Below are 22,827 nucleotides of genomic sequence, written 5' to 3' on the forward strand. Positions count from 1 at the left end.
CTAAAATAAGAAGCCTTGAAAATGGCTCTATACTGCATTCTTTTTCATACGGGCACTTTCTCTCACTATTGCCACCAAAAACATCACTACCCCGCCAAAGAAGGCCGCCAATACCGTAATTAACCCACGCTTTGGTCCGGATTCTTCATCAGGCGTGTCCGCCCAACTGATTTTCAATTCATCCCGCTCTTGTGCTTTGACCAATTCAACACGGCGGTCGAGCCGGTCTTTCATCGCCCCCCAGTAGGCTTCGTCTTGTAGGGCGTTAATGGCCGCAATCCACTTTCCAAGGTCACCGTTATTGCGCTTCATATTTTCCACGAGCAGGCGCTGCATGCTGGAAAGCTGATCCTGCATTTTGACGATCTGACTCTGTGCCAAATCGGAAATGCCTTGTTGTTGCAAAGTGGCCTCGGCCTGAATTCCGGCAAGGCTGATGATGCCGTATCGCTCAGCAGGCGGTATCTGGTCGATGATTTCTTTGACCGCGGGTTCAGCCAGGAGCTTACTGGCCTTGGCTTTGTTTTCAGCTGCCATGTCGCGCCGCAACTCCAGATCGTGCCTGGTCTTGGATGCTTCCAGCAGGCGCAATTCAAACAACTGCTGGGTCAAACCCTGACCAAAGGCATTGGCCAATTTGGCAGCAAAGGCCGGCTCGGTGTCGGTTACCTGCAGAACCAGCGAGCCTTCCTTGGCATTCGGCTTGATTTTGACGTGGCGTTCGATTGCGCGCAACGTGCTGTCAGCCCCCTGCGTACCGTAATGCTGTTTGAGCTGAAGCGCCTTGGAAACCGGGTTGATCAACAGCTCGTCATTCAGCAACCAGGCGTAAACAGCCGTATTCTTTGAAGGCGCAATTTTCAGCGTAGCGGTGTACTGGTTTGGCAAAGCCAGCGTGACGGCCAGAGCCAATAAACCCGCGAGCAGCGGAACCAGGATCAAGGCCCGTTTATGCCGGGCCAGGACTACCAGAATGTCTAGCAGCGAAATTTCCTGCTCGCGGGTCGAAGGATCGTGCTGTGCGTTTATAGTCATCGGTCATCCATGGAGCGCTTTTGTGTCATGGCCGTTTTGGCATGGACAAGCGCCGTGCATCAGCCCGACGCCATCGTCCATTTAAAGCGCAAACACAGATCGCGCTGGCTGCAGCCGTGGCAGGTTGTATTCAAACAAGGTTTCTTCCGCACCGGCACCGGCACTGACACGTACCGCACGCATGATCGGCAACTCGCCAACAATGCCAAGCACTCTGCCACCACTGGCCAGCAACTCCTTCAGAGCCGCTGGCAGCACGTCAAACGAGCCACAAACGATAATCGCGTCATATGGTGCTTGCGCATTAAATCCGAGCAGATCGCTAGTCTGCTCTATCCGCACATTCTTGATCCCGGCACGCTGCACACCGGCCTGGGCGAACGCCACCTTCTCGGCAGTGTCATCACTCCCATACACCTGCGCACACAGCCCGGCAGCCAACCCGATCAGATACGCGCCACTGGCCGCACCGATCACCAACACCTTGTCGGTCGGCTTGAGCTGGGCTTCCTGGACAAAGCGAGCCTCGACCTTCGGCGACAGCATCTGCCCGCCACAGGGCAGCGGCAGTTCGGTGTCGACAAAGGCCAGCGCCTTTTTGTCGGCCGGGACGAAGTCTTCGCGCTTCAAGGCGAGCACACGGTCGAGCACCTTCGAATCCAGCACGTTCCACGGGCGAATCTGTTGTTCTACCAGCAGGTAGCGGGCGTGTTCCAAATCCATCTTTGCATCACCTCAAGCTGGCCCCGTCCAGCGGGGCGCGATTTCCTTAATAGCTTGTAATTATCCCACAATATCAGTACCGTCACAGCCTGTAGTTCGCTAGGGGTTTCGCCCATCCAACATGGGCGAATGAGAGAGTCCCTCAGCACCTGATCCGGTTCACACCGGCGTAGGGAAGCGAATCGGTCGGTGCACTCGTCCCGTCCGTCAGTCCGTTCTCCTGCGCCTCTTCTCTATTTGCAGGAGGCACCACCTTGAACAAACCCACCGAATTTCGCGCCAGCGATGCCCACGTCGACGAGGCCGCGATCCAGGCTTTGCCGAACTCGCGCAAGGTCTACGTGACCGGTTCGCGCGCCGATATCCGTGTGCCGATGCGCGAAATCAGCCAGACCGATACATCGACCAGTTTCGGTGGCGAACAGAATCCCGCCATCTACGTCTATGACTGTTCCGGGCCCTACACCGATCCGCTCGCCAAGATCGATGTACGCAAGGGCCTCGCGCCGATTCGCGCCGCGTGGATCTCCGAACGCAGCGACACCGAACTGCTGAACGGTCTGACCAGCGACTACGGCCGCATGCGCGAAGCCGATGCGTCGCTCGATCCACTGCGCTTCGAGCTGACCCGTCAGCCGCGCAAAGCCAAGGCTGGCGCCAATGTCAGCCAGATGCACTACGCGCGCCGCGGCATCGTCACGCCCGAAATGGAATACGTCGCGATCCGCGAGAACCTCAAGCGCGAGGATTACATCGCGTCGCTCAAGGCCATCGGCGCCAAGGGCGAGAAGATGGCGGCGATGATGCTGCGCCAGCATCCGGGCCAATCGTTCGGCGCCAGCATTCCGGCGATGATCACGCCCGAGTTCGTCCGCGACGAGATCGCCCGCGGCCGCGCCATCATCCCGGCCAATATCAACCACCCCGAAGTCGAGCCGATGATCATCGGCCGCAACTTCCTGGTGAAGATCAACGGCAACATCGGCAACAGCGCGGTGTCCTCGTCGATCAATGAAGAAGTCGACAAGATGACCTGGGGCATCCGCTGGGGCGCCGACACCATCATGGATCTGTCGACCGGCAAGAACATCCACGAAACGCGGGAATGGATTCTGCGCAATTCGCCGGTGCCAATCGGCACGGTGCCCATCTATCAGGCGCTGGAGAAGGTCAACGGCAAGGCCGAAGACCTGACGTGGGAGCTGTTCCGCGACACGCTGATCGAGCAGGCCGAACAGGGCGTCGACTACTTCACTATCCATGCCGGCGTACTGCTGCGCTACGTGCCAATGACCGCCAACCGGATGACCGGCATCGTCTCGCGCGGCGGCTCGATCATGGCCAAGTGGTGTCTGGCGCACCACCAGGAGAATTTCCTCTACACGCACTTCGAGGAAATCTGCGACATCATGAAGGCGTACGACGTGTCGTTCAGCCTCGGCGACGGCCTGCGCCCGGGCAGTGTCTGGGATGCCAACGATGAAGCACAGCTCGGCGAGCTCAAGACGCTGGGCGAACTGACGCAGATCGCCTGGAAATACGACGTGCAAGTGATGATCGAAGGCCCGGGCCACGTGCCGATGCAGCTGATCAAGGAGAATATGGATCTGCAGCTCGAATGGTGCGACGAAGCGCCGTTCTACACCCTCGGCCCCTTGACCACCGACATCGCCCCCGGCTACGACCACATCACCAGCGCCATCGGCGCGGCGCAGATCGGCTGGTACGGCACCGCAATGCTCTGCTACGTGACACCGAAGGAACACCTCGGCCTGCCGAACAAGGACGATGTCAAGGAAGGCATCATCACCTACAAGCTCGCCGCGCACGCCGCCGACCTTGCCAAGGGCCACCCGGGCGCGCAGATCCGCGACAACGCGCTGTCGAAGGCGCGGTTTGAATTCCGCTGGGAAGACCAGTTCAACCTCGGCCTCGATCCGGACCGCGCGCGCGAATTCCACGACGAAACCCTGCCGCAACAGGGCGCCAAGGTCGCGCACTTCTGCTCGATGTGCGGCCCGCACTTCTGCTCGATGAAAATCACCCAGGACGTGCGCGATTACGCCGAAAAGCAGGGCATTGCCGCGGAAGAAGCACTGAAAAAGGGCATGGAAGTAAAATCGATCGAGTTCGTGAAGCAAGGGGCCGAGGTTTATCACAAGGCCTGATTTCCTCGTATTGCCAATGAAAAATGGCCTGCAATGCGGCCGTTTTTCATTTTCAGCCTCAACGGCTGGATGTACCGCCCAGGACGACCGGCCTTGCTTCGGCAAAGGCCGGCGCGCAGCCGTCTTTCGCTGACAACAACGGTATCCTCACCGGCCAAGCGATGGCGAGCGCCGGATCATCCCAGGCAATAACCCGCTCGTCGCTGGCATCCCAATACTCGGTCGCTTTATAGAGCAGCTCGACCGTCTCGCTCATGGCCAGAAAACCGTGCGCAAAGCCGGGCGGAATCCACAACTGACGCTTCTCGGCAGCATTCAATCTCACACAGAAGCTCTGGCCATACGTCGCGGAACCAGCGCGCAGATCGACAGCGACATCAAACGCCTCGCCGCGAATCACCCTAACGAGTTTGCCCTGTGGCCGATTTTGCTGGTAGTGCAAACCGCGCAGCGTCCCGAACACCGACAGCGAGTGGTTGTCCTGAACGAAGCGCACCGGCTCGCCGAGCGCGGCGGCAAAATCTCGCTCGTTGAAGCTCTCATAAAAAAAACCGCGCTCGTCTTCGAACACGGTCGGCTCGATCAACTTGACATCAGCGATGGCCATTTCAATCAGCTTCATCAGAACACCGTATCGTCGAGCAGCGCGGTCAGGTAGCGGCTGTAGTCGTTATTGCCGAGTGCCGCAGCCAGTCCTCGGATATCTGCCGCATTGATCCAGCCTTGCCGATAGGCGATTTCTTCGGGGCAGCAAACCTTGAGCCCCTGACGCGATTCGATCGTCTGGATAAACTGGCTCGCCTCGAGCATCGCCGCCGGCGTACCGGTATCCAGCCAGGCATAGCCGCGCCCAAGTATCCGCACATCCAGCCTGCCTTGTGCAAGGTAAGCCGCGTTGACGTCGGTGATTTCAAGCTCGCCACGATGCGATGGCTGGATGGTTTTGGCAATCTGCACCGCTTGTGCATCGTAAAAGTACAGACCGCTGACCGCGTATGACGACTTCGGCCACAACGGCTTTTCTTCGATGTTCAGCGCCTTACCCTGCGCATCGAACGCGACAACGCCGTAGCGTTGCGGATCATTGACCCGATAGGCAAAAACCGTTGCGCCCTGGGGTTGGGCTGCGGCAGCTTGCAATAGGGCGGCCAGATCGTGACCGTAAAACAGGTTATCGCCAAGCGCGAGCGCACAGCAATTGTTACCAATGAACACCTCGCCGATCAGCAGCGCCTGAGCCAGCCCATCCGGAGATGCTTGCACCGCGTATTGCAGCGAAATACCCCACTGGCTGCCATCACCGAGCAATTGCTCGAAACGCGGCGTGTCCTGCGGGGTCGAGATAATGAGGATCTCGCGGATGCCCGCCAGCATCAGCGTGCCGAGCGGGTAGTAAACCATCGGCTTGTCGTAGATCGGCAGCAGCTGCTTCGAGACGGCGAGCGTCGCCGGATACAACCGGGTGCCCGAGCCTCCTGCGAGGATGATGCCCTTGCGCGACGTCATCGGGCGGTTCCGTACAGTTGTTTGATCACGTCAGCGACACCGATTTGCCACTGTGGCAGGGTCGTGCCCAGGGCTTGGCGCAGCTTGCGCGTATCCAGCCTGGAATTCGCCGGGCGCGCCGCGGTCAGCGGGTATTCGATCGCAGTGACGGCGCGAATTGCCTCTGCGCTCAAAGTCAACGGCATACCCAACGCCTGTGCGGCGCGGACAATGGTTTGTGCATAGCCATGCCACGATGTTTCACCCGCCGCCGTCAGATGATAAGTGCCTTGAATCTGTTCCCGTTGTAGGCATTCGACCAGCAATTGTGCGCTGATGTCCGCAATCAGGCTGGCCACCGTCGGCGCCCCATATTGATCGGCAACGACCTCCAGATGCTGTCGTTCATGCGCCAGCCGCAAGATCGTTTTAAGAAAATTGTCGCCATGCGCGCCGAATACCCAACTGATTCGCACAATCAGATACCGGCAACCACTCGCATGGATCGCCTCTTCGCCTGCCAATTTGCTCCGGCCATATACCGACAAGGGTTTAGGCGTATCGGTTTCAAGATAGGGTTCGGCCTTGCGGCCATCAAACACGTAATCGCTGGAGTAGTGCAGCAACAGCGCATCCAGGCGCAAGGCCTCGGCGGCCAGAATGGATGGCGCCATCGCGTTGACTGCATAGGCCAACTCAGGCTCTCGCTCGGCTTGATCGACAGCGGTATAGCCCGCAGCATTAACGATCACATCGGGCCGAATATCCTGCACCAGTGCGCGCAGCACGTCAGGATTAGCGAAATCGCAATCGCGGCGACCAACCGCAATCACCTCGCCCAGCACGGCCAGACTGCGTTGCAGCTCAAAGCCAATCTGACCATTTTTGCCAGTAAGCAAAATACGCGGCATTCAGCCCCCCGTCGGTGCCGGGTCAATACCCTCCGCCCACACCGGATTAGCCAAAGACCATGCCACGGTTTTGCGCAAGCCGGAGTCAAACGTCTCGGCCGGCTCCCAGCCCAACTCGCTCCTCAGCTTGTTTGCGTCGATCGCATAGCGACGGTCATGGCCGGCACGATCTGCCACATGGATGATCTGCTTTGCATACGATAGGCCGTCGGCTCGGGGCTGCAGTGCATCGAGCAAGTGGCAAATCGCACTCACTACCTGAAGATTGGTTTTCTCGTTGCCCCCGCCGACGTTATAACTCTCGCCAACGATGCCAGCATCCAGCACCCGGCGAATTGCGGCACAGTGATCGCCCACATACAGCCAATCCCTCACTTGCTGACCATCGCCATAGAGCGGCAGCGTTTTTCCGGCCAAGGCATTCTGAATCACCAAAGGGATCAGCTTTTCCGGAAACTGATACGGGCCAAAATTATTGCTGCAATGAACCACCTGCACCGGCAAACCATAGGTCTGATGCCATGCGCGCACCAGATGATCCGCTGCGGCCTTGCTCGCCGAATACGGACTATTGGGCTGGTAACGGTGCTCTTCTGTGAATGGTGCATCATCAGCCGCCAGTGCACCATAAACCTCATCGGTCGAAATATGCACAAAGCGGAATGCATCCCCTGCCTCATCAGATAATGCCTCCCGGTAGGCACGGGCACACTCCAGCAGGTTAAAGGTGCCGACAATATTGCTCTGGATAAACGCATCCGGGCCACTGATCGAGCGATCCACATGCGTTTCAGCTGCGAAATGGATCACCGCGCGCGGCCTGTACGTTGCCAACAGCTCGGTCACGCACTGCCTGTCGGCTACATCGCCCCGAACGAAGTGATGCCGTGCATCACCTTGGAGTGAAGCCAGCGCGACCGCGCTGCTGGCGTAGCTCAACACATCCAGGTTGATCACTGGCTCATCGCGGCAGGCCAGCCAATCACGTACAAAATGACCACCGATAAAGCCGGCACCACCGGTGACAAAAAGCATTCAACATTCCCCAAGCACAGCAGCCTAAACCAAATGAAGCCCTTGGGCCGGGAAAACCCGGAAAGCTACGGGACGCCAGCCACTGCCCCGCAGCATAGAACGATCCACTACGTTCTTGCTACGTCCTCGCTGGCCGCCATGCCTCGGAGAGCATTTTTGATCGCAGTTTGGCCTGCGGATCCGCCATCACTTTCCGTTTGAAGTCGATAATAAAGGCCGCAAGAACCGCGACAAACAGCCCCAAAACCAAGGCCATCAACACGATCAAACCTCGCTTGGGGCTGATTCGCTTTTGCGGCGGCGTTGCCACATCAACCACTTGAATATTGCTTTGCTTGGATTCGTCCAGCTTGGCCATTTCTACCTGCCGCGCCAACGCCTCGAATAGCACTTCGTTGTATTTCACATCACGCAGTTTGCGCACGTATTCAAGGCTTGCTCCAGGTACCTTGGCTTTGGTAATCAATACGCCGTCAACATCCTGACCACGGGTATAACTAACCAGCTTGGCGCGCAGACTGGCAACCTCGGTTTCCAGCTGCTTCACTTGCGGGTTTTCACCGGTGGCATAGTTGCGCATCGAAGCCAGCTGGACTTCTCGCGCGGCAACCTGCGCCTTCAGCTCGGAAAGCGAGTCCACCGTCGCCCGGCTCTGCTCGTCCAGCTTGACCACACCGGTGCGCTCTTGCAACTGCTTAAGGCTCACCTCCGCCTCGGCCAGCTTAGTCTTTACATCCTTGAATTCGACCTCGAAATACTGCCGGCGCTGCGCGGCTTCGGTTACGGCCAGCAGTGTCATCAGATTTCGCAACTGGCCCACATAGGCATTGGCCATCGCGGCAGCTTGGGCTGGCGATTCATCTTGAATGGAAATGGTAATGAACCCATCCTTGCCACTGACAATTTGCGTCCGCTTTTTTAAGGCTTCAAGTGCATCGTCACTAAAGTGCTGTTTATATTGCTGCTGTAATTTGAACTGTTTCAGAATCGGCTCACGCACCCGACGGCTTTCCAGCATCCCTATGTAGATCGCATTGGGATCCTTCAGGCTCGCAGCCCCGGCGGCGAGCCCGCCCAAACCACCGGCCATACCCCCCAGCTGCGCGAGCAAGGCGCTGCTACCACCTTGCTCTTTCGGGGGCAGAATCGTTGTTTTTGCCTGATAGACCGGCGTAGCCAAAAGCGCATACGCCAACCCCAAAAGGGTAAAAAACAGGGGTATCAAGACCAATATCCGTTTGGCCTTGGCAAGTACGATCAATAGATCAAAAAAATCAAACTCACGCTCTTGAGGAGCAAGACGCTCCCGCTCATTGATGGGTAAATCAGCAAGTTGTGACATGGCTATCGGCTTGAATAAGGGGTAGAAGACTGCAACAGCTCATCAAGCATCAATCCGTCAACACCTTGATACCAGCTGCACCAAGTCCGAATTGATAAAAGATCTGCGCCCACTCTTTCAACTCTTGCGTCCAGGAGCTGTAATCCGCACGCATTGGCAATGCAATCGTATCGCCCGGGTACGCTTTCAGCGAGTCAACCGAACCGAACCAACTGCCCTGGCGACTTTCCACGCTGCCGTCTGCCCGGATCAAATAGGTATAACTGTCGTCTGCGTAGCGGGTTGGGCCACCAGCGAGCTTGATGTAATCGGCAGCCGAGCGATTATCTCTATAGACAAAGGCATTCTGGCTTTGCACGGCCCCCAGCACATAAACCGTGCCTGGCCGGCGTGGCACCGAAAAAGTATCGCCATTTTGCAAAGGGATATCGGGTAAATCAGCGGTCATGCTTTGCGGCCCCGGCATATTCAGCACAATTCGCCCGGAGGCCTTCAACTCACGCATTTTTTCGATCTGCTTGCGGTTACGCTCGGCTTGCTGGGAAACGGCCTGCACATTATCGGCGCTACTGAGATTGACCAGTCGAGCATTGGCCGCGCTCTGGCTATCCTGCTCGAAACGATCAAGTACCTCTTGCAGCCTTTGCTGCTGCTGCTGGCGTACCGATTCGCGCGTCAGTTCGGCCGCATAAAGATAGCCATACGAAGTAACGCCGCCAGCTCGTTCGACCAGCTGTTTCAACGTTTCCCCCGGTTGAACCTGGTACACACCGGGCTGCGCCACTTCACCGCCGATGCGAACGTATTCGCTGCCGATGCGCGGCGCAACGGCGAATGCCTGCGGTACAACCAAGCGGTATATATCGGATGGCTGCAACTTGATGCTGGCCAATGTCCCTATATCGGAACGGGCCAGATCAAGCGTCGTGACTGACTTGAATTGGCGCTCAATTTGCTTTTCTACGACAACGGACTGGCCTTCTGCCGCACCGTCCATTTCTCCGGCCCAACCAACCAGATCCTTCAGCGTTTCGCCCTGCTTCATTTCATAAATGGCAGGTCGTTTGACATTGCCGTTGATTGCGACCATCGCCTTTGCTGGTGGCAGCAAGATGACATCACCATCTTGCAGCTGGACATCCTTATCGCGCTGGCCGTTGATCAGGAGGTCGTACAGATCAAAACGGTTGACCACCTTACCCGCACGTTTCAACTGAATCTCGCGCATGGAGCCGTTTTGTGAAGGCCCACCTGCCGCAAAAACAGCATTCAGCAGGGTGCTCATCGCAGAAAAACTATACGAGCCCGGCGCACGCGCCAAGCCAACGACATAGACCTGGACGCTCCGCGCCTGTGAAATCGTCGCGGTCAAATCGAAATTGACAAAAACACGATTGATCGCCTTCTTCAACGACGATTGCAAATCACGGTATTTGATTCCAGCCACATGAACGTTGCCGACACGCGGCAAATAGACGGCGCCACTGCGATCGACCGTCACGGTCAGATCGATATCCACCATACCCCAGCCACGAACCTGAATTTCATCTCCGGAACCAATCACATAATCGCCATTGACCTGTGAATTCTGCAAGGGCGCATATGCCGAAGACATGTTTCGGAATAGATCATGACCGAAGATGTCGAGTGCCCTATCATTGGGAAGGTTGAAAGCGAGGTTAGCCGTATTTGCGAAACTGACAAAAGCGGATGGCCGATCATCAATCACTGGCGGCGCTGGCACCTGCGATTGCTGTGACCGAACGGCTGGCGAGGTCTGCACGATGCTCGGCAGATCGGGCGCCCCCCCCCCTGTAGCAGGCCCGGGCACTTGTCCTGCAAGCACAACCGAGCTCGCGCCAGCTAACATGGCCAGCGACACCAAAGCCTTACAAAAATGATTCATACCCTGGAAGTGCATATCGGTAACTTCAGCCAAACCTTCAAAAGGAGTCGATTCTATTTCGTCAGTCCCCGACAAGTCAATTTGTAAGGAAAAAATAGTATTTTTCTTACAAATTGTGCGCAAGTCAATCAATTTGAAGAGCATTCCCTATACTCCAGTAAAGTGACGAGCAAACCTACTAATGCATTTAAATAACCCAGTCATGATGACGATTACATCGTAGTTCTGACCATCAAAGCGACGTAAGCACGGCGACAGATTAATTCATCGCCCAACGCGGAACTAAGATATTGCTTCCGTTATAATCCTTCGGATTTCATATACCTGCTGCCCCGTTACCCATGAGCCTGCCGCTGAACCACCTCGAACTCCTTTCCCCCGCCAAGAACGTCGAGATCGGCCGCGAAGCGATCCTGCATGGGGCGGATGCGGTGTACATCGGCGGGCCGAGCTTTGGCGCGCGGCATAATGCCTGTAACGACGTCAGCGAGATCGCCGGGCTGGTGAAGTTCGCGCACCGCTACCACTCGCGCATTTTCGTCACGCTCAACACCATCCTGCACGACGCCGAGCTCGAGCCGGCTCGCAAGCTCATTCACCAGCTCTACGATGCCGGCGTCGATGCGCTGATCGTACAGGACATGGGCATTCTGGAGCTCGGCATTCCGCCGATCCAACTGCACGCGAGCACGCAGTGCGATATCCGTACGCCGGAGAAGGCGCGCTTCCTCGCCGATGCCGGGTTCTCGCAGGTGGTGCTGGCGCGCGAGCTGACACTCAACAAGATCGCCAGGGTGCGCGACACGCTGCCACTGGACACGACGATCGAGTTCTTCATCCACGGCGCGCTGTGCGTCGCGTATTCGGGCCAGTGCAATATCAGCCACGCCGACAACGGCCGCAGCGCCAACCGGGGCGATTGCTCGCAGGCTTGCCGGCTGCCGTACACGCTGACCGACACCGGCGGCCGGGTTGTCGCGTTCGACAAGCATCTGCTGTCGATGAAGGACAACGACCAGAGCGCCAACCTTGAAGCGCTGATCGATGCCGGCGTGCGCAGCTTCAAGATCGAGGGCCGCTACAAGGACATGGGCTATGTGAAGAACATCACCGGCCACTACCGCGTGCTGCTCGACGAAATCCTCGAGCGCCGGCCGGAGCTGATCCGCGCATCCAGCGGCAGCACCGAGCTGTACTTCGCGCCCGACGTCGACAAGAACTTCCATCGCGGCCATACCGATTACTTCGTCAATGGCCGCGAAGGCGGCGACATTGGCGCCTTCGATTCGCCGAAGTACGTCGGCGTCGAACTGGGCACGGTCGGCAAGCTCGGGGCGAACTGGTTCGAGCTCGAAGCCAATGCGCCGCTCGCCAATGGCGATGGCCTCAATTACATGAAGAAGCGCGAAGTTTTTGGCGTACAGGCGAATACGGTCGAAAAAGTCGGTGCCGGCGAAGATGGCACGATCTGGCGCGTGTTTCCGAACGAGGCGATGGCCAGTCTGGCCGGGCTCAAGGTCGGTAGCCGCATCCATCGCAACCGCGATCACGGCTGGGAGAAGGCGCTGGCGCAGAAATCGTCCGACCGGCGCGTTGGCGCATGGCTCACGCTGGCCGACAGCGCCGACGGCCTCGCCCTCACCGTGACCGATGACGACGGCTGTAGTGCCACCACGCTCGCGCCGATGGCACTCGAAGCCGCCAAGGATGCCGGCAAGGCCGAAAGCAATCTGCGCGATGGTCTGGCCAAACTCGGCAACACCATGTTCACCGCGCATGATGTTTCGCTGCATCTGGCACAGCCGTGGTTCGTGCCGGCGTCAACGCTCAACGCCTTGCGCCGTGATGCGATCGAACAACTGGAAACCGCGCGGATCAAGGCGTGGTCACGCCCCGAGCGCAAGCAGCCGATCGCGCCACCGGTGGCGTATCCGGAAACCTCGCTGTCTTTCCTCGCCAACGTCTACAACCAGGCCGCGCGGGCTTTCTACACCAAGCATGGCGTGCAGCTGATCGCCGCCGCCTATGAGGCGCACGAGGAACCGGGCGAAGTCAGCGTGATGATCACCAAGCACTGCCTGCGCTTCTCGTACAACCTGTGCCCGAAGCAGGCCAAGGGCGTGATCGGCGTGAAAGGCCAGATCAAGGCCGAGCCGATGACGCTGAAATCGGGCTCGGAAACCTACACACTGAAGTTCGACTGCAAGCCGTGCGAGATGCACGTGATCGGCAAGATGAAGCCGCACATTTTCAAATCAGCGCAACCGGGCAGCGCGCCGGTGTCGTCCATCACCTTCCACCCATCCCGGCCGGTGTAAGCTGCCAGCAGCCCGCTGCTTGCCTAAGCTGGATGATCGACCATGGCGCAGCGGTGGTGACATGCGTATTCCTTCCTCCTATGTAGTCATCGTGGCGCTGGCTGCGATCACCACCTTGCTGATTCCGGCAACAGCGGATCAGGTCTTCTCGCTGGGCTATGTCAGCCTCGCCAGCGGCTGTATCTCGCTGGTGCTGATGGCTGCGGCGATCCTGTTGGCGACACGCTGGCGCTGGATCGAGGCGCCGCTCGGCGGGCTGGATCAGGTTTATAACAGCCACAAATGGCTGGCGATCTGGGCGCTGGCCTTCGCATCGATCCATCTGGTGTACAAGGCCAAGCTGCCGGATGCGCCCAATATCGTCATCTGGCAGGTAGAGCCGTTCTGGACCCGCAGTCTGCGGGGCTATGCCTTTCTCGGCCTGATGCTGACGATCATCCTCGCGCTCAACCGCAAAATCAGTTACGACCGCTGGCGCTGGATGCATCGGCTATCCGGGCCGATTTTCGTTGTGGTCGCACTGCACTGGCTAACCATCAAATCACCCATCAGCCCAAGCAGCCCGCTTGGCCTCTGGCTCTGGTTCTGGGTACTGATCGGCACCTTCGGATTCAGCTACAAATGGCTCCTTTACCCATTGATGGGCAAGCGGCACCGCTATCGCGTCGAGACCGCCGAGCGCGATGAACGCACGCTCTCGCTCGTACTGGCGCCGATCAATACGCCGCTGCAATTCAAGGCAGGTAACTTCGCCTTCCTGTCGTTTGTCGTGTCGGGATTGCGTGAACCGCACCCCTTCACCATTGCCACCGCGCCCGATGCACAAGGTCGTTTGCGATTCCTGATTCGCAATGCCGGCGACTTCACCGCAGAGCTGAACTGGAAAGCCAAACCGGGCATGGAAGTCGACGTCTACGGCCCCTACGGCGACTTCGTTCGAGATACATCCCGCTGTGGCCCCGAACTGTGGATCGCCGCCGGCGTCGGCATCGCACCGTTTCTCTCATGGCTGCACAGCCTCGATGCCGATACCGTGCACCGGGCCCATTTGCTGGTGCTGCGCGGCAACGAACGTTTTCCGGAGGCCAGCGCACTGCGCGCACTCGCCGGAGAAAAAGGCGTCAAGCTCGATCTGCTGGAGGCGGGCAGCAGCCGGCACGCCAAAAGTGAGCGGCTTGCCAGTCTGATCGCCAACGCAGCAGATGATACCGAGGTCTATTTTTGCGGGCCGGCGGCGCTGCGCGACAAGCTCGTCAAGGCAATCACCCAGCGCGGCTTGCCGATGGCGCAATTTCACTTCGAGCTATTCGATTTTCGCTAAACGCGTCTCACACCGGCAGCCTGCGACACCGCATCCCTTCGATGCGGTGCCCGAACCGCTCAGCCGCCCAGCAGCGCCCGGCGCAAGCCTTCGGGAATCTCGGTCAGGATCAGCGTGCCGTTGTCGCGGTCGTAAATCACCTGACCACTGCGCAGGCTGTTGCGATCGAACTCGATTTTCCAGTGGTCGGCGGCGGCCTTGAAATGCGTCAGCGGTCGGATCGCACGGCGGTCGGGGACGAAACCGCTGGCAACCGCCTTGTCCTCTTCGTTCAGCGCTTCGCGCAGCAGCCCCGGCGAATCGGGCCATGCGCGCTCGACCAGTGTATCCAGACTCACCGGTTCGCCCTCCTCGCCACGCTCCTCCAGATAACCGTGCGCGCGCTCGAACAGCGCATCGCGGGTCTCGGTCGGCATCGCCTGACGCTCGGCAAACTCGGCCAGCCCCTGCACCAGCTTCTGGGTTTCCTTCAGCGCAATCACCACATCGTTGCAACCGAGGAAAAGCTTGAAGTAGTTGGCCACATCGCCACGGCCCTTGAGGAAGCTGATGCAACGCTCGGTGCCGCGCTGCCACGCCGACAGATCAATCCGCCCGGCCACGCGCAAGTTGGCCAGATCGAGATGCGGGCTCTCGACGATGTCCAGATCGTCGCTGATCGCCGTGCCGATCACCTCGGACACCAGCGCGACAAACAGGTAATCGATACCGGCGTGCTCGACCCGGGCGATCAGCACATAGCCACCCGCCGCCAGCGGCTCCTGCTCGGCGCGCACCTGCAGGTGCTGCATCATCAGTTGCGACAGCGTAGCGAAATCGATCGACTGATCGACCACATGCTGGCGGATGAAGCGCGGCATCGGGAAATTGTCTTCGTCGCTCTCGAAGCGCCCGTAACCCTTGCCGGCGCGTTCGCTGTAACGGTCGACCAGATGATCGACAAGGCGCTGTGCCGCCTCGGATTGCTGCACCTCGCCCCGGCGCAAGGCGATCGAAGCCGGCCCTTGCGGCGCCTTGATCAGCTGGTGGACGACGAGGTTGCGGATGGTGTGTTCAGAGGCAGTCATGCGCGGGCCGGATTGAAAGCATAAAACGCGATTGTCCCACTTCACGCACCAAGCCCCAACTACAATGCGGCCAGCCCAGAGGCTGGCCGGGAGACGAATTACAGGTAGCGGCTCCAGAGGACGCGGGCGGTGGTCGCAGAGGATGCCCCTGACCCAGCACCACTACCAGCGCTACCGTCACCGGGCCTGCTACCATCAAGAATGATAGTGGTAGACGCAGAAAATTTGTTGGTGGTTGTGCTGCTCCCACTCTGATGACCGGTCGTGACATAACCGTAGATAGTTGCCGCACCACTCGTTTCTACAACGTCGGCAGCGGTTAGATCCCCATGAATATTGCTATTTGATCCAAGCGTTATTTTCCCACCTGAAAACACTCTATTGGCACTCACTGGATCGACTTTGTATCCACCAGCCAAAAGGGCAACACTTCCAACACTGATGTTTCCAACCATTACCTGACTCAGCGTTGGCGGCTGGACTGACGCACTTCCAGGGCAAAAATTGCTCGGGTAATTGGAAAATGGCTTATTTGCAGACGGCAGAAAATTTCCTTGACAAATATCTACATATTGCGCGGAATTCAGCGCAAAAACAGTAGGTGATCCGCCTTTGGTAAGGATATTACCCGTAGAAATGATCGTGTTATTATATGTTCCGCCGTCAATCGTGAGCGACCCTTCGAACCACAGCACTCCGGGCATCATTGCCGTAGGCGCTGTTAAAATCCATCCGAACGTCGAGTTATAGGCAAGCCTTGAAGTTTTACTATTTCCCTGATCAACAATCAAAACATAGGGGCAGACACTCTTGGCCAAATCCGAGCATAATTTTGTATAAGTTACGTTGTTTTCTTTGACTTCTGAAAGGTAGTAAGCCCCTCTCGCAATGCCATTAATGTTTGAAACGGTAACACGAACATTCGTTCCTTCCATCTCAAATGCATAATTGGCATTACCCTTCAGGGCATACGCATCGATTTCGCTGGAAGTCAGGTCGTCCAATACCAACGCGGGTACATTCACAACAAGATTGGGGTTCGATCCGACATTAACCGTTCCTTGCTTAGTTCCTACTCCTTTGACCTCCCCCCTGATTCCATCAGTTGGCCAGTATGACGAAGCCGTGAAATCACCTTCACCCTGCAGAGCGGCAACTCCCGCCACACTACCAGTATTAATATTACCTTTCGCCAAAACCGTTCCGCGCACGCTTGAGTTTCCATCAAACCCAGCAGCTCCTCGCGTTTTTACATCATTGATTAGTGCACTACTCTTAATCAACACATTGTCATTGGCATAAATTAACCCGACTGGACTGGTGCCGTCTTTCCCCCGCATGGGAGACTTTATCGTAACCTTACCCATTGATTTAATTACGTCAAAATAGCTCGTATTAGTTACAGATATATCACCTTTCGCGGCAAGTATCGCACCTCTATTGCCGTCCGAATCCAGATTGACATGCCCAGTAGCAAAAATTGAGTTAAAACCGACGATCGTACCTTTATTCGTATCAATATTTCCATCAACGGAAAAATCATAGTTTTCCGCCCCTTTCAAGATAATTTCTCCGGAAAGTGCCAAATCACCTTTGATGTTCACTGCTTTGGGCGTCCCTTTTGAAGCCGAGGTAGACGCCAACGCATAGACGACCTGTACCGTCGACGTGGATTGCGCGCGCGTGCCACCCGCGGTCGTACCGGTCACTTCCACGGTCAATTGGGTCGGCACTGGCTTGGTGCCAGCCACTGCGTCTGAGCCAACCACCTTGGCGGTCACACCGGATACCCCCGCCAATGTCAGCTCTATCTTATTGTCCTTGGTGGCTGCGCCCAGCACTTTCAGGTCATCCTGACTCAAGCTGGTGAGATAGACCTTGATCACCTCGACACCCGTCCAAGCCTTGACCTGTGCTTGCGTCATGGCGTGCGAGGAAACCTGCTGTTCTTGCGTGCCACGCACGTAGTAAACGGTACCCAATACCGCCGCTGTCAGCGACAACCCTGTCAGCAGCAGGATCAGGATCGTGGCGATGCCTCGCTGGGCGGCACGAACGGAAATCCGGTGTCTTGTACGCATCATGGCGAATCTCATGGTGTCGGTGCCAAGTGAATATTGGCCAGACAGGTGGAACTAGGTTGAGCGAATTGCGTGTCGCCGGTCGTGCCTGCGTTACTGCTGAGCATCGACAGCTTGACGACGAAGCGGGCCGTCGTGGTTTCCGTGGCGCCGGCCGGCACCGTGGCGGCGATGCCGAAAGGCACGCAGCCAGCCGCCGAGGTCTTGTTGACGCTGATAGTGACGGCGTTTGGCACCACACCGGCCGGGGCTGTTTTGCCCGGATCGACGTTGGGCGGAACCAGCCAGTGGCTGGCGCTTGCCAGATCAATACCCGTTGCACCCCAGATGCCGCTTGGCGACGTGCAGCCGGTTTTGGAAAAGTACTTCAAGCCGCCGCCGGTCGGTGCGTACAGCAGCGCACAGGTATTGACTGCCGCCGAGGCATCGACCCAGCGCCAGAACAACGCATTGCCTGTTGCTACGGTAGTAGACAGCGTGGCCGCCGTCGGTGCCGAAATGCTGTCGTCCGCAGCGTCGGTATAGAGGCGAAAATCGGTGGTTTCGACGAAGGTGTTGAGGCCAAAGCCCGCACTTTGCAGAGACGACTGCACCGACAGAAAGCCCGCTGTGCGCGCACCATCTTGCGATGCGCCAATTTTGCTGAGCACCGTGGTCTGCAGCGTGCTTTTATACAGTCCCATCATCGCCAGCACGATGATCATCGAAATGGTCAGCCCAACCATCATGCTGATAATGGAAATGCCGCGCTGAAGCCGCATGGCGGTTCTCGTCATTGCGCCCCCTGAATGGTGCTGACAGCCACTTCGCCTGTGCCGCCGAGTAGTTCTCTGGACGTGCTGGTATCGCTGGTCGCAACGGAAATGCCGGTCACGACGGCATTTGCAGGCAGGCTGACCGTGGCAATCCCATTGGTGGCAATGGTCACAGGGTGAGTGCCGCCACTCGCAGTATTCCTGTCGCAGGTCACGGCCAATGCCAGCGTACTGTCGCCAACCTTGATGCTGGGTGCGCCGGCACACAGACCGCTGACCCCGTCGGTGGATAGTTTTTCCCGGATCTGGGCAACCACGATGCCCTGACTATTACTGTAGCGCTGCGCCACCGCCGCGCGTGAAGCGGCGTAAGTCAGTCCCAAGCCGATCGCAGCCATCAGCACGATGCCGATCAGCGCTTCGAGCAGCGCTTCGCCACGCTGGCGCACCTGCCGATCAATGCAGAATCTTCTGCGTCCCGTCATCGTCATCTGAAGTTTCATCGCCGTCGCTCACGGAATAACTGGATACAGTAGCCATACCTTGGTTGGAAAAGCCCAAACCCGTTGCAAGGCCGGTCAGGCTGATCGTCGTGCTTGTGGGCTTGCTGCCGCGCCAAACGGCATTGGTCGTGGTACAGGTCACTGCACCCTCGCACACCAATAATTCGTTATCCACCAGCCGCAACACGGCGGCATTACCGGTGGTGGCACCACTCGGGTTGCGCAGCGCCACGGCCTTGGCATGGGCAAAGCCCTGCTTCAAGGTACTGTCGACCTGCTGCACCCGCGCGCTCTGTCCCCAGCGCTGCGTGAACGGCACGCCGACGGCGAGCAGCAACGCGAGGATCGCGATGGTGATCATCAGCTCGATCAGCGTGAAGCCGCGGTGGATTACCACTTGCCCAACCCGCCACACGCGGCCACCGCAGCGGTCGGGGTGCGGGCGCCGGCGCTGTTCAGTGTCAGGGTGCAGCCGGTCATGCCACCCTTACCCGTCGCGGTCAGGGTGTAGTTGGCTCCTGCCGCGGAGAGGTAGGTGTAGTCGAAATCGTTGGTCTGCGCCGGCGTCCAGGTCGTCGCGACCGTCGTCGCAACGGCTGCCGTTGCCTTGGTCGGATAGGTCAGTGTTTTCTGGTAGATGTTTTCCACTGCCAGCGACAGGCTGGCAAGGTCAGCCCCGGCCGTTCTCGCCTTGCTCTTCTTCACGTAATTGCCGTACGCCGGCAGGGCAATGCTGGCGAGGATGCCGATGATCGCGATGGTGACCATCAGTTCGATCAGGGTGAAACCGGCTACGCCATAACCCCTAGGGGTAACTGCTTGTTGCGTTTGCATTTATTCTTGGATTTGGAAAGCAATGGATTGCCCAATCTATCACACCCGTAAGTAAATGGCATGTCGCAACAAGGGCTTACACTCGCAGTGTGCGTAAGCCCCAAATACATGCGCCCCCTAAGCTTCGCCGCCCCCGTTGCGTGCGATCAGGTCGCGATACCAGTAGAAGCTATCCTTACGCACCCGCCGCAGCTCGCGTGCGTCGGTTTCGTCGCGGTCGACGTAGACGAAGCCGTAGCGCTTCTGGTAGCCGTTTAGCCACGAGAGGATGTCGGTGAACGACCACGGGCAGTAGCCGATCAGTTCGATGCCGTCGCTGATCGCTTCGCGGCAGGCGTCGATGTGGCTTTGCAGATAGGCGATCCGGTAGTCGTCGTGGACGGTGTCGTCGTCGCCGAGCACGTCGAATTCGCCGAGACCGTTTTCGGTGATCATCATCGGCAGCCGGTAGCGGCTGCCGATGCGGCGCATGCCGATGCGCAGCCCGGTCGGGTCGATCGCCCAGTCCCAGTTCGACGTCTGCAGGTGCGGGTTAGTCACGGTCCGGTACAGGCCCGGCACGCCCGACGACGGCGTTGTGCCCTTCTGGCCGGTGGTGTTGATGCGCTGCATGGTCACGCCGTCGCGAGGGTTGTCGGTGAACGTCGTGGTGTAGTAGTAATTGACGCCGACGAAATCGGGCTTGCCGCGTGCGAGCAGTTCCAGATCGCCGGGCTGGATGTCCGGTGCTTCGCCGGTCTCGCGCAACCAGTTCAGCGCCGCCTGCGGATACTGGCCGAGGCAGTAGGTATCCAGCCACCAGTGATTGGTGAACTCCTCGGCGTTTTCGAACGCCAGCATGTCGGCCGGGCTGCTCGACGCCGGGTAGGCCGGCGAGTAGGCAAAGCTCGGGCCGATCAGGCCGCCCTGCACGTGCTCGCGGAACGCGGCGATCGCGTTCGCGTTGGCAAGGAAGGCGTGGTGGTTGGCGGTGTAGAAGCGCTTGCGGTCCTGCACCGCCGGCGGGTGCGTGCCGAGCTGGTAGGCGTTGGTCAGGTTGTAGTTCTGCTCGTTCAGCGACACCCAGTATTTGACCTTGTGGCCGTAGCGCTGGAACAGCGTCACGCAGTAGGCGGTGAAGTCGTCGACGATGGCCCGCGATTCCCAGCCGCCGTATTCATCCTGCAGCGCCTGCGGCAGATCCCAGTGATACAACGTCAGCACCGGCGCGATGCCGTGGGCGATCAGTTCGTCGATCAGCGCGTCGTAGAACGCCAGCCCGGCCTCGTTCGGCTCCCCGCGCCCTTGCGGAAAAATGCGCGGCCAGCTGACTGAGAAGCGGTAGGCGCTCAGCCCCTGCTCGGCCATCAGCGCGACGTCCTCCCTGAAGCGGTGATAGTGATCAACGGCGACCTCGCCGTTACTGCCCTTGAAGGTCCGGCCGGGCTCCTTGGTGAACACGTCCCACACCGACGGCCCCTTGCCGTCGGCGTCCCATGCGCCCTCGACCTGATACGCCGCCGACGCGGCGCCCCAGAGGAAATCCTGCGGAAACGGTTTGAGGCGGGCGTGATGCATGGCAAGGCTCCGGTTCGGGATCAGGCTTTGAGCTTACGCCATCGTCCCCGCCGATCGCAGCGGCAGAATGCCGCTGGTGGCGATGCGCGTACCCCCCCTTAACCGTTCGTGATGCCGGCCAGCACCTGTCCCGTCGGCCCGGCCAGCGCGGCCGATTGGCAGTGGCCGGTCTGGTCGTCGAAGAAGAAATCCGGTTCGAACGCGGCAAGGAAAGGACCTTTCTCGAGTCCGCCAAGGAACATCGCCTCGTCGACCTGGATGTTCCAGTCCATCAGGGTGCGGATTGCCCGCTCGTGCGCCGGTGCGCTGCGCGCGGTGACCAGCGCGGTGCGGATCTTCATCGTCGCGTCTGCCGCCTGCAGCCGGTGCAGTGCCTCAAGGAAGGATTTGAACGGCCCGGCCCGCATCGGCACGCGCGAATGCGCGACTTCGTGGGCGTGAAACGCCGGCAAGCCTTCGCCCTGATAAATGCGCTCGGCCTCGTCGGAAAACAGCACCGCGTCGCCGTCAAAGGCGATGCGGATTTCATTGGGCCGCTCGGCCGCGCGCACCGATTCGGGGTAGACGTGCGCGGCCGGGAAGCCGGCGTCGAGCGCCGCGCGGACGTCGTCGGCATTGGCCGACAGAAACAGATTGGCCTTGAGCGGGCCGAGATAGCGGTAAGGCTCGCGTCCCTGGGTGAACACGCCGCGCTCGAGCTTGAGCCCGTGCGCGCCGGCCGAATGAAATACCCGCAGCCCGCTGACCGGGTCGTTGCGCGACAGGATCACCACCTCGACCCGGTGCTCGCCGCCGGCGTTGAACGCCAGCAGCTTCTGCACCAGCGGCAGCGCGACGCCGGCGCCGGCCGAGGCGTCCAGCCGCGCCATCTGCAAGGCCATGTAGGCGTCGGCCGCACCGGACTCGAACACCCGGTTTTCTTCTTCGAAATCGAACAGCGCGCGCGAGGAAATCGCCACGACGAGCTTGTTATCGAGCGTGAACGCCATCATTTGAATCCGGTTAGACCCCAAACCACAGTGTATCAGCCCGTCCCCTTGCTTCGGGACGGCGGGAGCGCGCCATGATCGATCTGTATTACTGGACAACACCGAACGGCCACAAGGTGTCGATTTTCCTCGAAGAAACCGGTCTTGATTACACCATCCACCCGGTCAACATCGGCAAGGGCGAGCAGTTCGACCCGGCCTTTTTGAAGATTGCGCCGAACAACCGCATTCCGGCGATTGTCGATCAAGATCCGGCCGATGGTGGCGCGGCGATTCCGCTGTTCGAATCGGGCGCCATCCTGCTGTATCTGGCCGACAAGACCGGCAAGCTGATTCCGCAGAGCCTGCGCGGCCGCAACGCCGCGCTGCAATGGCTGTTCTGGCAGATGGGCGGCCTTGGCCCGATGGCCGGGCAGAACCACCATTTCAGCCAGTACGCGCCGGAGAAAATCCCCTACGCGATCGACCGCTACGTGAACGAAACCGCCCGCCTGTACGCGGTGATGGACAAGCGCCTTGGCGAAGCCGCGTATCTGGCCGGCGACGACTACAGCATCGCCGACATCGCCGCCTATCCGTGGGTGGTGCCGTACGAGCGTCAGGGCCAGGATCTGGCCGACTTCCCGAACCTGCAGCGCTGGTTCGACGCGATCGCCGCCCGCCCGGCGGTGCAGCGCGCCTACGCCAAGGCCGAGGAGATCAACCCAAGCAAGCCGATGAGCGACGACGAAAAGAAGGTGCTGTTCGGGCAGGACGCCGAAACGGTGCGCAAGCACTGATCTGTCCGCCCGGCCCGT

Annotated in this window: 20 protein-coding genes and 1 riboswitch; of the genes, 4 read left to right on the top strand and 16 right to left on the bottom strand. The window is 59.0% G+C overall.

Translation table 11 applies throughout. The features are described 5' to 3' along the window. Positions 1-27: 27 nt before the first annotated feature. The gene (locus JLC71_RS11685) at positions 28-1,035 is read right to left on the bottom strand and encodes a Wzz/FepE/Etk N-terminal domain-containing protein (RefSeq protein WP_200915627.1); all 1,008 of its coding nucleotides are present in this window, start codon (positions 1,033-1,035) and stop codon (positions 28-30) included. Between the two features lie 81 nt (positions 1,036-1,116). After that, positions 1,117-1,758 (bottom strand): protein-L-isoaspartate O-methyltransferase family protein, encoded by a 642-nt coding sequence (locus JLC71_RS11690; protein ID WP_200915631.1) that lies wholly within the window; start codon positions 1,756-1,758, stop codon positions 1,117-1,119. Between the two features lie 91 nt (positions 1,759-1,849). After that, a riboswitch (TPP riboswitch) is annotated at positions 1,850-1,951 on the top strand. Positions 1,952-2,012: 61 nt separating this feature from the next. On the opposite strand from JLC71_RS11690, the gene thiC reads away from it, so the two are divergent. Beyond that, a complete protein-coding gene (thiC, locus tag JLC71_RS11695) occupies positions 2,013-3,926 on the top strand; it encodes a phosphomethylpyrimidine synthase ThiC (RefSeq protein WP_200915633.1) in 1,914 nt (637 codons plus the stop codon). A gap of 58 nt (positions 3,927-3,984) precedes the next feature. Here thiC and rfbC read toward each other — a convergent pair whose 3' ends face one another. The 6 genes from rfbC to JLC71_RS11725 all read right to left on the bottom strand — a co-directional run bounded on the left by rfbC (position 3,985) and on the right by JLC71_RS11725 (position 10,749). Next, a complete protein-coding gene (gene rfbC, locus JLC71_RS11700) occupies positions 3,985-4,548 on the bottom strand; it encodes a dTDP-4-dehydrorhamnose 3,5-epimerase (RefSeq protein ID WP_200915635.1) in 564 nt (187 codons plus the stop codon). After that, positions 4,548-5,432: a glucose-1-phosphate thymidylyltransferase RfbA gene (gene rfbA, locus JLC71_RS11705; protein ID WP_200915642.1), complete on the bottom strand. Its 885-nt coding sequence runs from the start codon at positions 5,430-5,432 to the stop codon at positions 4,548-4,550. The genes rfbC and rfbA overlap by 1 nt, the downstream gene beginning before the upstream one ends. Continuing rightward, positions 5,429-6,322 (bottom strand): dTDP-4-dehydrorhamnose reductase, encoded by an 894-nt coding sequence (gene rfbD, locus JLC71_RS11710; protein WP_200915644.1) that lies wholly within the window; start codon positions 6,320-6,322, stop codon positions 5,429-5,431. Before rfbD ends, rfbA begins: the two co-directional genes overlap by 4 nt. After that, the gene (gene rfbB, locus JLC71_RS11715) at positions 6,323-7,357 is read right to left on the bottom strand and encodes a dTDP-glucose 4,6-dehydratase (protein ID WP_200915646.1); all 1,035 of its coding nucleotides are present in this window, start codon (positions 7,355-7,357) and stop codon (positions 6,323-6,325) included. A gap of 118 nt (positions 7,358-7,475) precedes the next feature. Next, complete coding sequence (locus JLC71_RS11720; RefSeq protein ID WP_200915648.1) at positions 7,476-8,699, bottom strand: GumC family protein; 1,224 nt, start codon at positions 8,697-8,699, stop codon at positions 7,476-7,478. 49 nt (positions 8,700-8,748) lie between these two features. Beyond that, positions 8,749-10,749: an SLBB domain-containing protein gene (locus JLC71_RS11725; RefSeq protein WP_200915650.1), complete on the bottom strand. Its 2,001-nt coding sequence runs from the start codon at positions 10,747-10,749 to the stop codon at positions 8,749-8,751. A 197-nt stretch (positions 10,750-10,946) separates the two neighbouring features. On the opposite strand from JLC71_RS11725, the gene JLC71_RS11730 reads away from it, so the two are divergent. Together JLC71_RS11730 and JLC71_RS11735 are read left to right on the top strand one after the other, a co-directional pair. Next, entirely contained in the window at positions 10,947-12,923 is a 1,977-nt protein-coding gene (locus JLC71_RS11730; protein ID WP_200915651.1) for a peptidase U32 family protein, read from the top strand. 61 nt (positions 12,924-12,984) lie between these two features. Continuing rightward, positions 12,985-14,244 carry a ferredoxin reductase family protein gene (locus JLC71_RS11735; RefSeq protein ID WP_200915652.1) on the top strand — a complete coding sequence of 420 codons (1,260 nt, stop codon included), beginning with the start codon at positions 12,985-12,987 and terminating at the stop codon, positions 14,242-14,244. A 59-nt stretch (positions 14,245-14,303) separates the two neighbouring features. On the opposite strand, the gene JLC71_RS11740 is transcribed toward JLC71_RS11735, so the two are convergent. From JLC71_RS11740 to JLC71_RS11775, 8 genes are all read right to left on the bottom strand, one after another. Continuing rightward, positions 14,304-15,311 (bottom strand): nucleoid-associated protein, encoded by a 1,008-nt coding sequence (locus JLC71_RS11740; protein ID WP_200915653.1) that lies wholly within the window; start codon positions 15,309-15,311, stop codon positions 14,304-14,306. 98 nt (positions 15,312-15,409) lie between these two features. Next, positions 15,410-17,395, bottom strand: a complete 1,986-nt coding sequence (locus JLC71_RS11745) for a hypothetical protein (RefSeq protein WP_200915654.1) — start codon at positions 17,393-17,395, stop codon at positions 15,410-15,412. Positions 17,396-17,403: 8 nt separating this feature from the next. Beyond that, positions 17,404-18,096, bottom strand: a complete 693-nt coding sequence (locus JLC71_RS11750; protein ID WP_200915655.1) for a hypothetical protein — start codon at positions 18,094-18,096, stop codon at positions 17,404-17,406. Positions 18,097-18,164: 68 nt separating this feature from the next. Beyond that, a complete protein-coding gene (locus tag JLC71_RS11755) occupies positions 18,165-18,650 on the bottom strand; it encodes a hypothetical protein (RefSeq protein WP_200915656.1) in 486 nt (161 codons plus the stop codon). Beyond that, complete coding sequence (locus JLC71_RS11760; protein ID WP_374757601.1) at positions 18,604-19,065, bottom strand: pilus assembly FimT family protein; 462 nt, start codon at positions 19,063-19,065, stop codon at positions 18,604-18,606. Before JLC71_RS11760 ends, JLC71_RS11755 begins: the two co-directional genes overlap by 47 nt. Next, positions 19,041-19,484 carry a type IV pilin protein gene (locus JLC71_RS11765; protein ID WP_200915658.1) on the bottom strand — a complete coding sequence of 148 codons (444 nt, stop codon included), beginning with the start codon at positions 19,482-19,484 and terminating at the stop codon, positions 19,041-19,043. The genes JLC71_RS11760 and JLC71_RS11765 overlap by 25 nt, the downstream gene beginning before the upstream one ends. Before the next feature lie 117 nt (positions 19,485-19,601). Then, complete coding sequence (locus tag JLC71_RS11770; protein ID WP_200915659.1) at positions 19,602-21,041, bottom strand: glycoside hydrolase family 1 protein; 1,440 nt, start codon at positions 21,039-21,041, stop codon at positions 19,602-19,604. Between the two features lie 98 nt (positions 21,042-21,139). Then, complete coding sequence (locus JLC71_RS11775; protein ID WP_200915660.1) at positions 21,140-22,030, bottom strand: 5'-nucleotidase; 891 nt, start codon at positions 22,028-22,030, stop codon at positions 21,140-21,142. Between the two features lie 74 nt (positions 22,031-22,104). On the opposite strand from JLC71_RS11775, the gene JLC71_RS11780 reads away from it, so the two are divergent. Continuing rightward, positions 22,105-22,809, top strand: coding sequence for a glutathione binding-like protein (locus tag JLC71_RS11780; RefSeq protein WP_200915661.1), 705 nt, complete (start codon positions 22,105-22,107; stop codon positions 22,807-22,809). Positions 22,810-22,827 lie beyond the last annotated feature (18 nt).

Origin of the sequence: Jeongeupia sp. HS-3 (assembly GCF_015140455.1) — a bacterium.
In the GTDB taxonomy this organism is placed as follows: Bacteria; Pseudomonadota; Gammaproteobacteria; order Burkholderiales; family Chitinibacteraceae; genus Jeongeupia.

Coding starts and splice junctions, on each gene's coding strand:
- JLC71_RS11685 (WP_200915627.1), bottom strand. CDS start 1,035: ATGACTATAAACGCACAGCACGATCCTTCGACCCGCGAGCAGGAAATT.
- JLC71_RS11690 (WP_200915631.1), bottom strand. CDS start 1,758: ATGGATTTGGAACACGCCCGCTACCTGCTGGTAGAACAACAGATTCGC.
- rfbC (WP_200915635.1), bottom strand. CDS start 4,548: ATGAAGCTGATTGAAATGGCCATCGCTGATGTCAAGTTGATCGAGCCG.
- rfbA (WP_200915642.1), bottom strand. CDS start 5,432: ATGACGTCGCGCAAGGGCATCATCCTCGCAGGAGGCTCGGGCACCCGG.
- rfbD (WP_200915644.1), bottom strand. CDS start 6,322: ATGCCGCGTATTTTGCTTACTGGCAAAAATGGTCAGATTGGCTTTGAG.
- rfbB (WP_200915646.1), bottom strand. CDS start 7,357: ATGCTTTTTGTCACCGGTGGTGCCGGCTTTATCGGTGGTCATTTTGTA.
- JLC71_RS11720 (WP_200915648.1), bottom strand. CDS start 8,699: ATGTCACAACTTGCTGATTTACCCATCAATGAGCGGGAGCGTCTTGCT.
- JLC71_RS11725 (WP_200915650.1), bottom strand. CDS start 10,749: ATGCTCTTCAAATTGATTGACTTGCGCACAATTTGTAAGAAAAATACT.
- JLC71_RS11730 (WP_200915651.1), top strand. CDS start 10,947: ATGAGCCTGCCGCTGAACCACCTCGAACTCCTTTCCCCCGCCAAGAAC.
- JLC71_RS11735 (WP_200915652.1), top strand. CDS start 12,985: ATGCGTATTCCTTCCTCCTATGTAGTCATCGTGGCGCTGGCTGCGATC.
- JLC71_RS11740 (WP_200915653.1), bottom strand. CDS start 15,311: ATGACTGCCTCTGAACACACCATCCGCAACCTCGTCGTCCACCAGCTG.
- JLC71_RS11745 (WP_200915654.1), bottom strand. CDS start 17,395: ATGATGCGTACAAGACACCGGATTTCCGTTCGTGCCGCCCAGCGAGGC.
- JLC71_RS11750 (WP_200915655.1), bottom strand. CDS start 18,096: ATGATCATCGTGCTGGCGATGATGGGACTGTATAAAAGCACGCTGCAG.
- JLC71_RS11755 (WP_200915656.1), bottom strand. CDS start 18,650: ATGAAACTTCAGATGACGATGACGGGACGCAGAAGATTCTGCATTGAT.
- JLC71_RS11765 (WP_200915658.1), bottom strand. CDS start 19,484: ATGCAAACGCAACAAGCAGTTACCCCTAGGGGTTATGGCGTAGCCGGT.
- JLC71_RS11770 (WP_200915659.1), bottom strand. CDS start 21,041: ATGCATCACGCCCGCCTCAAACCGTTTCCGCAGGATTTCCTCTGGGGC.
- JLC71_RS11775 (WP_200915660.1), bottom strand. CDS start 22,030: ATGGCGTTCACGCTCGATAACAAGCTCGTCGTGGCGATTTCCTCGCGC.
- JLC71_RS11780 (WP_200915661.1), top strand. CDS start 22,105: ATGATCGATCTGTATTACTGGACAACACCGAACGGCCACAAGGTGTCG.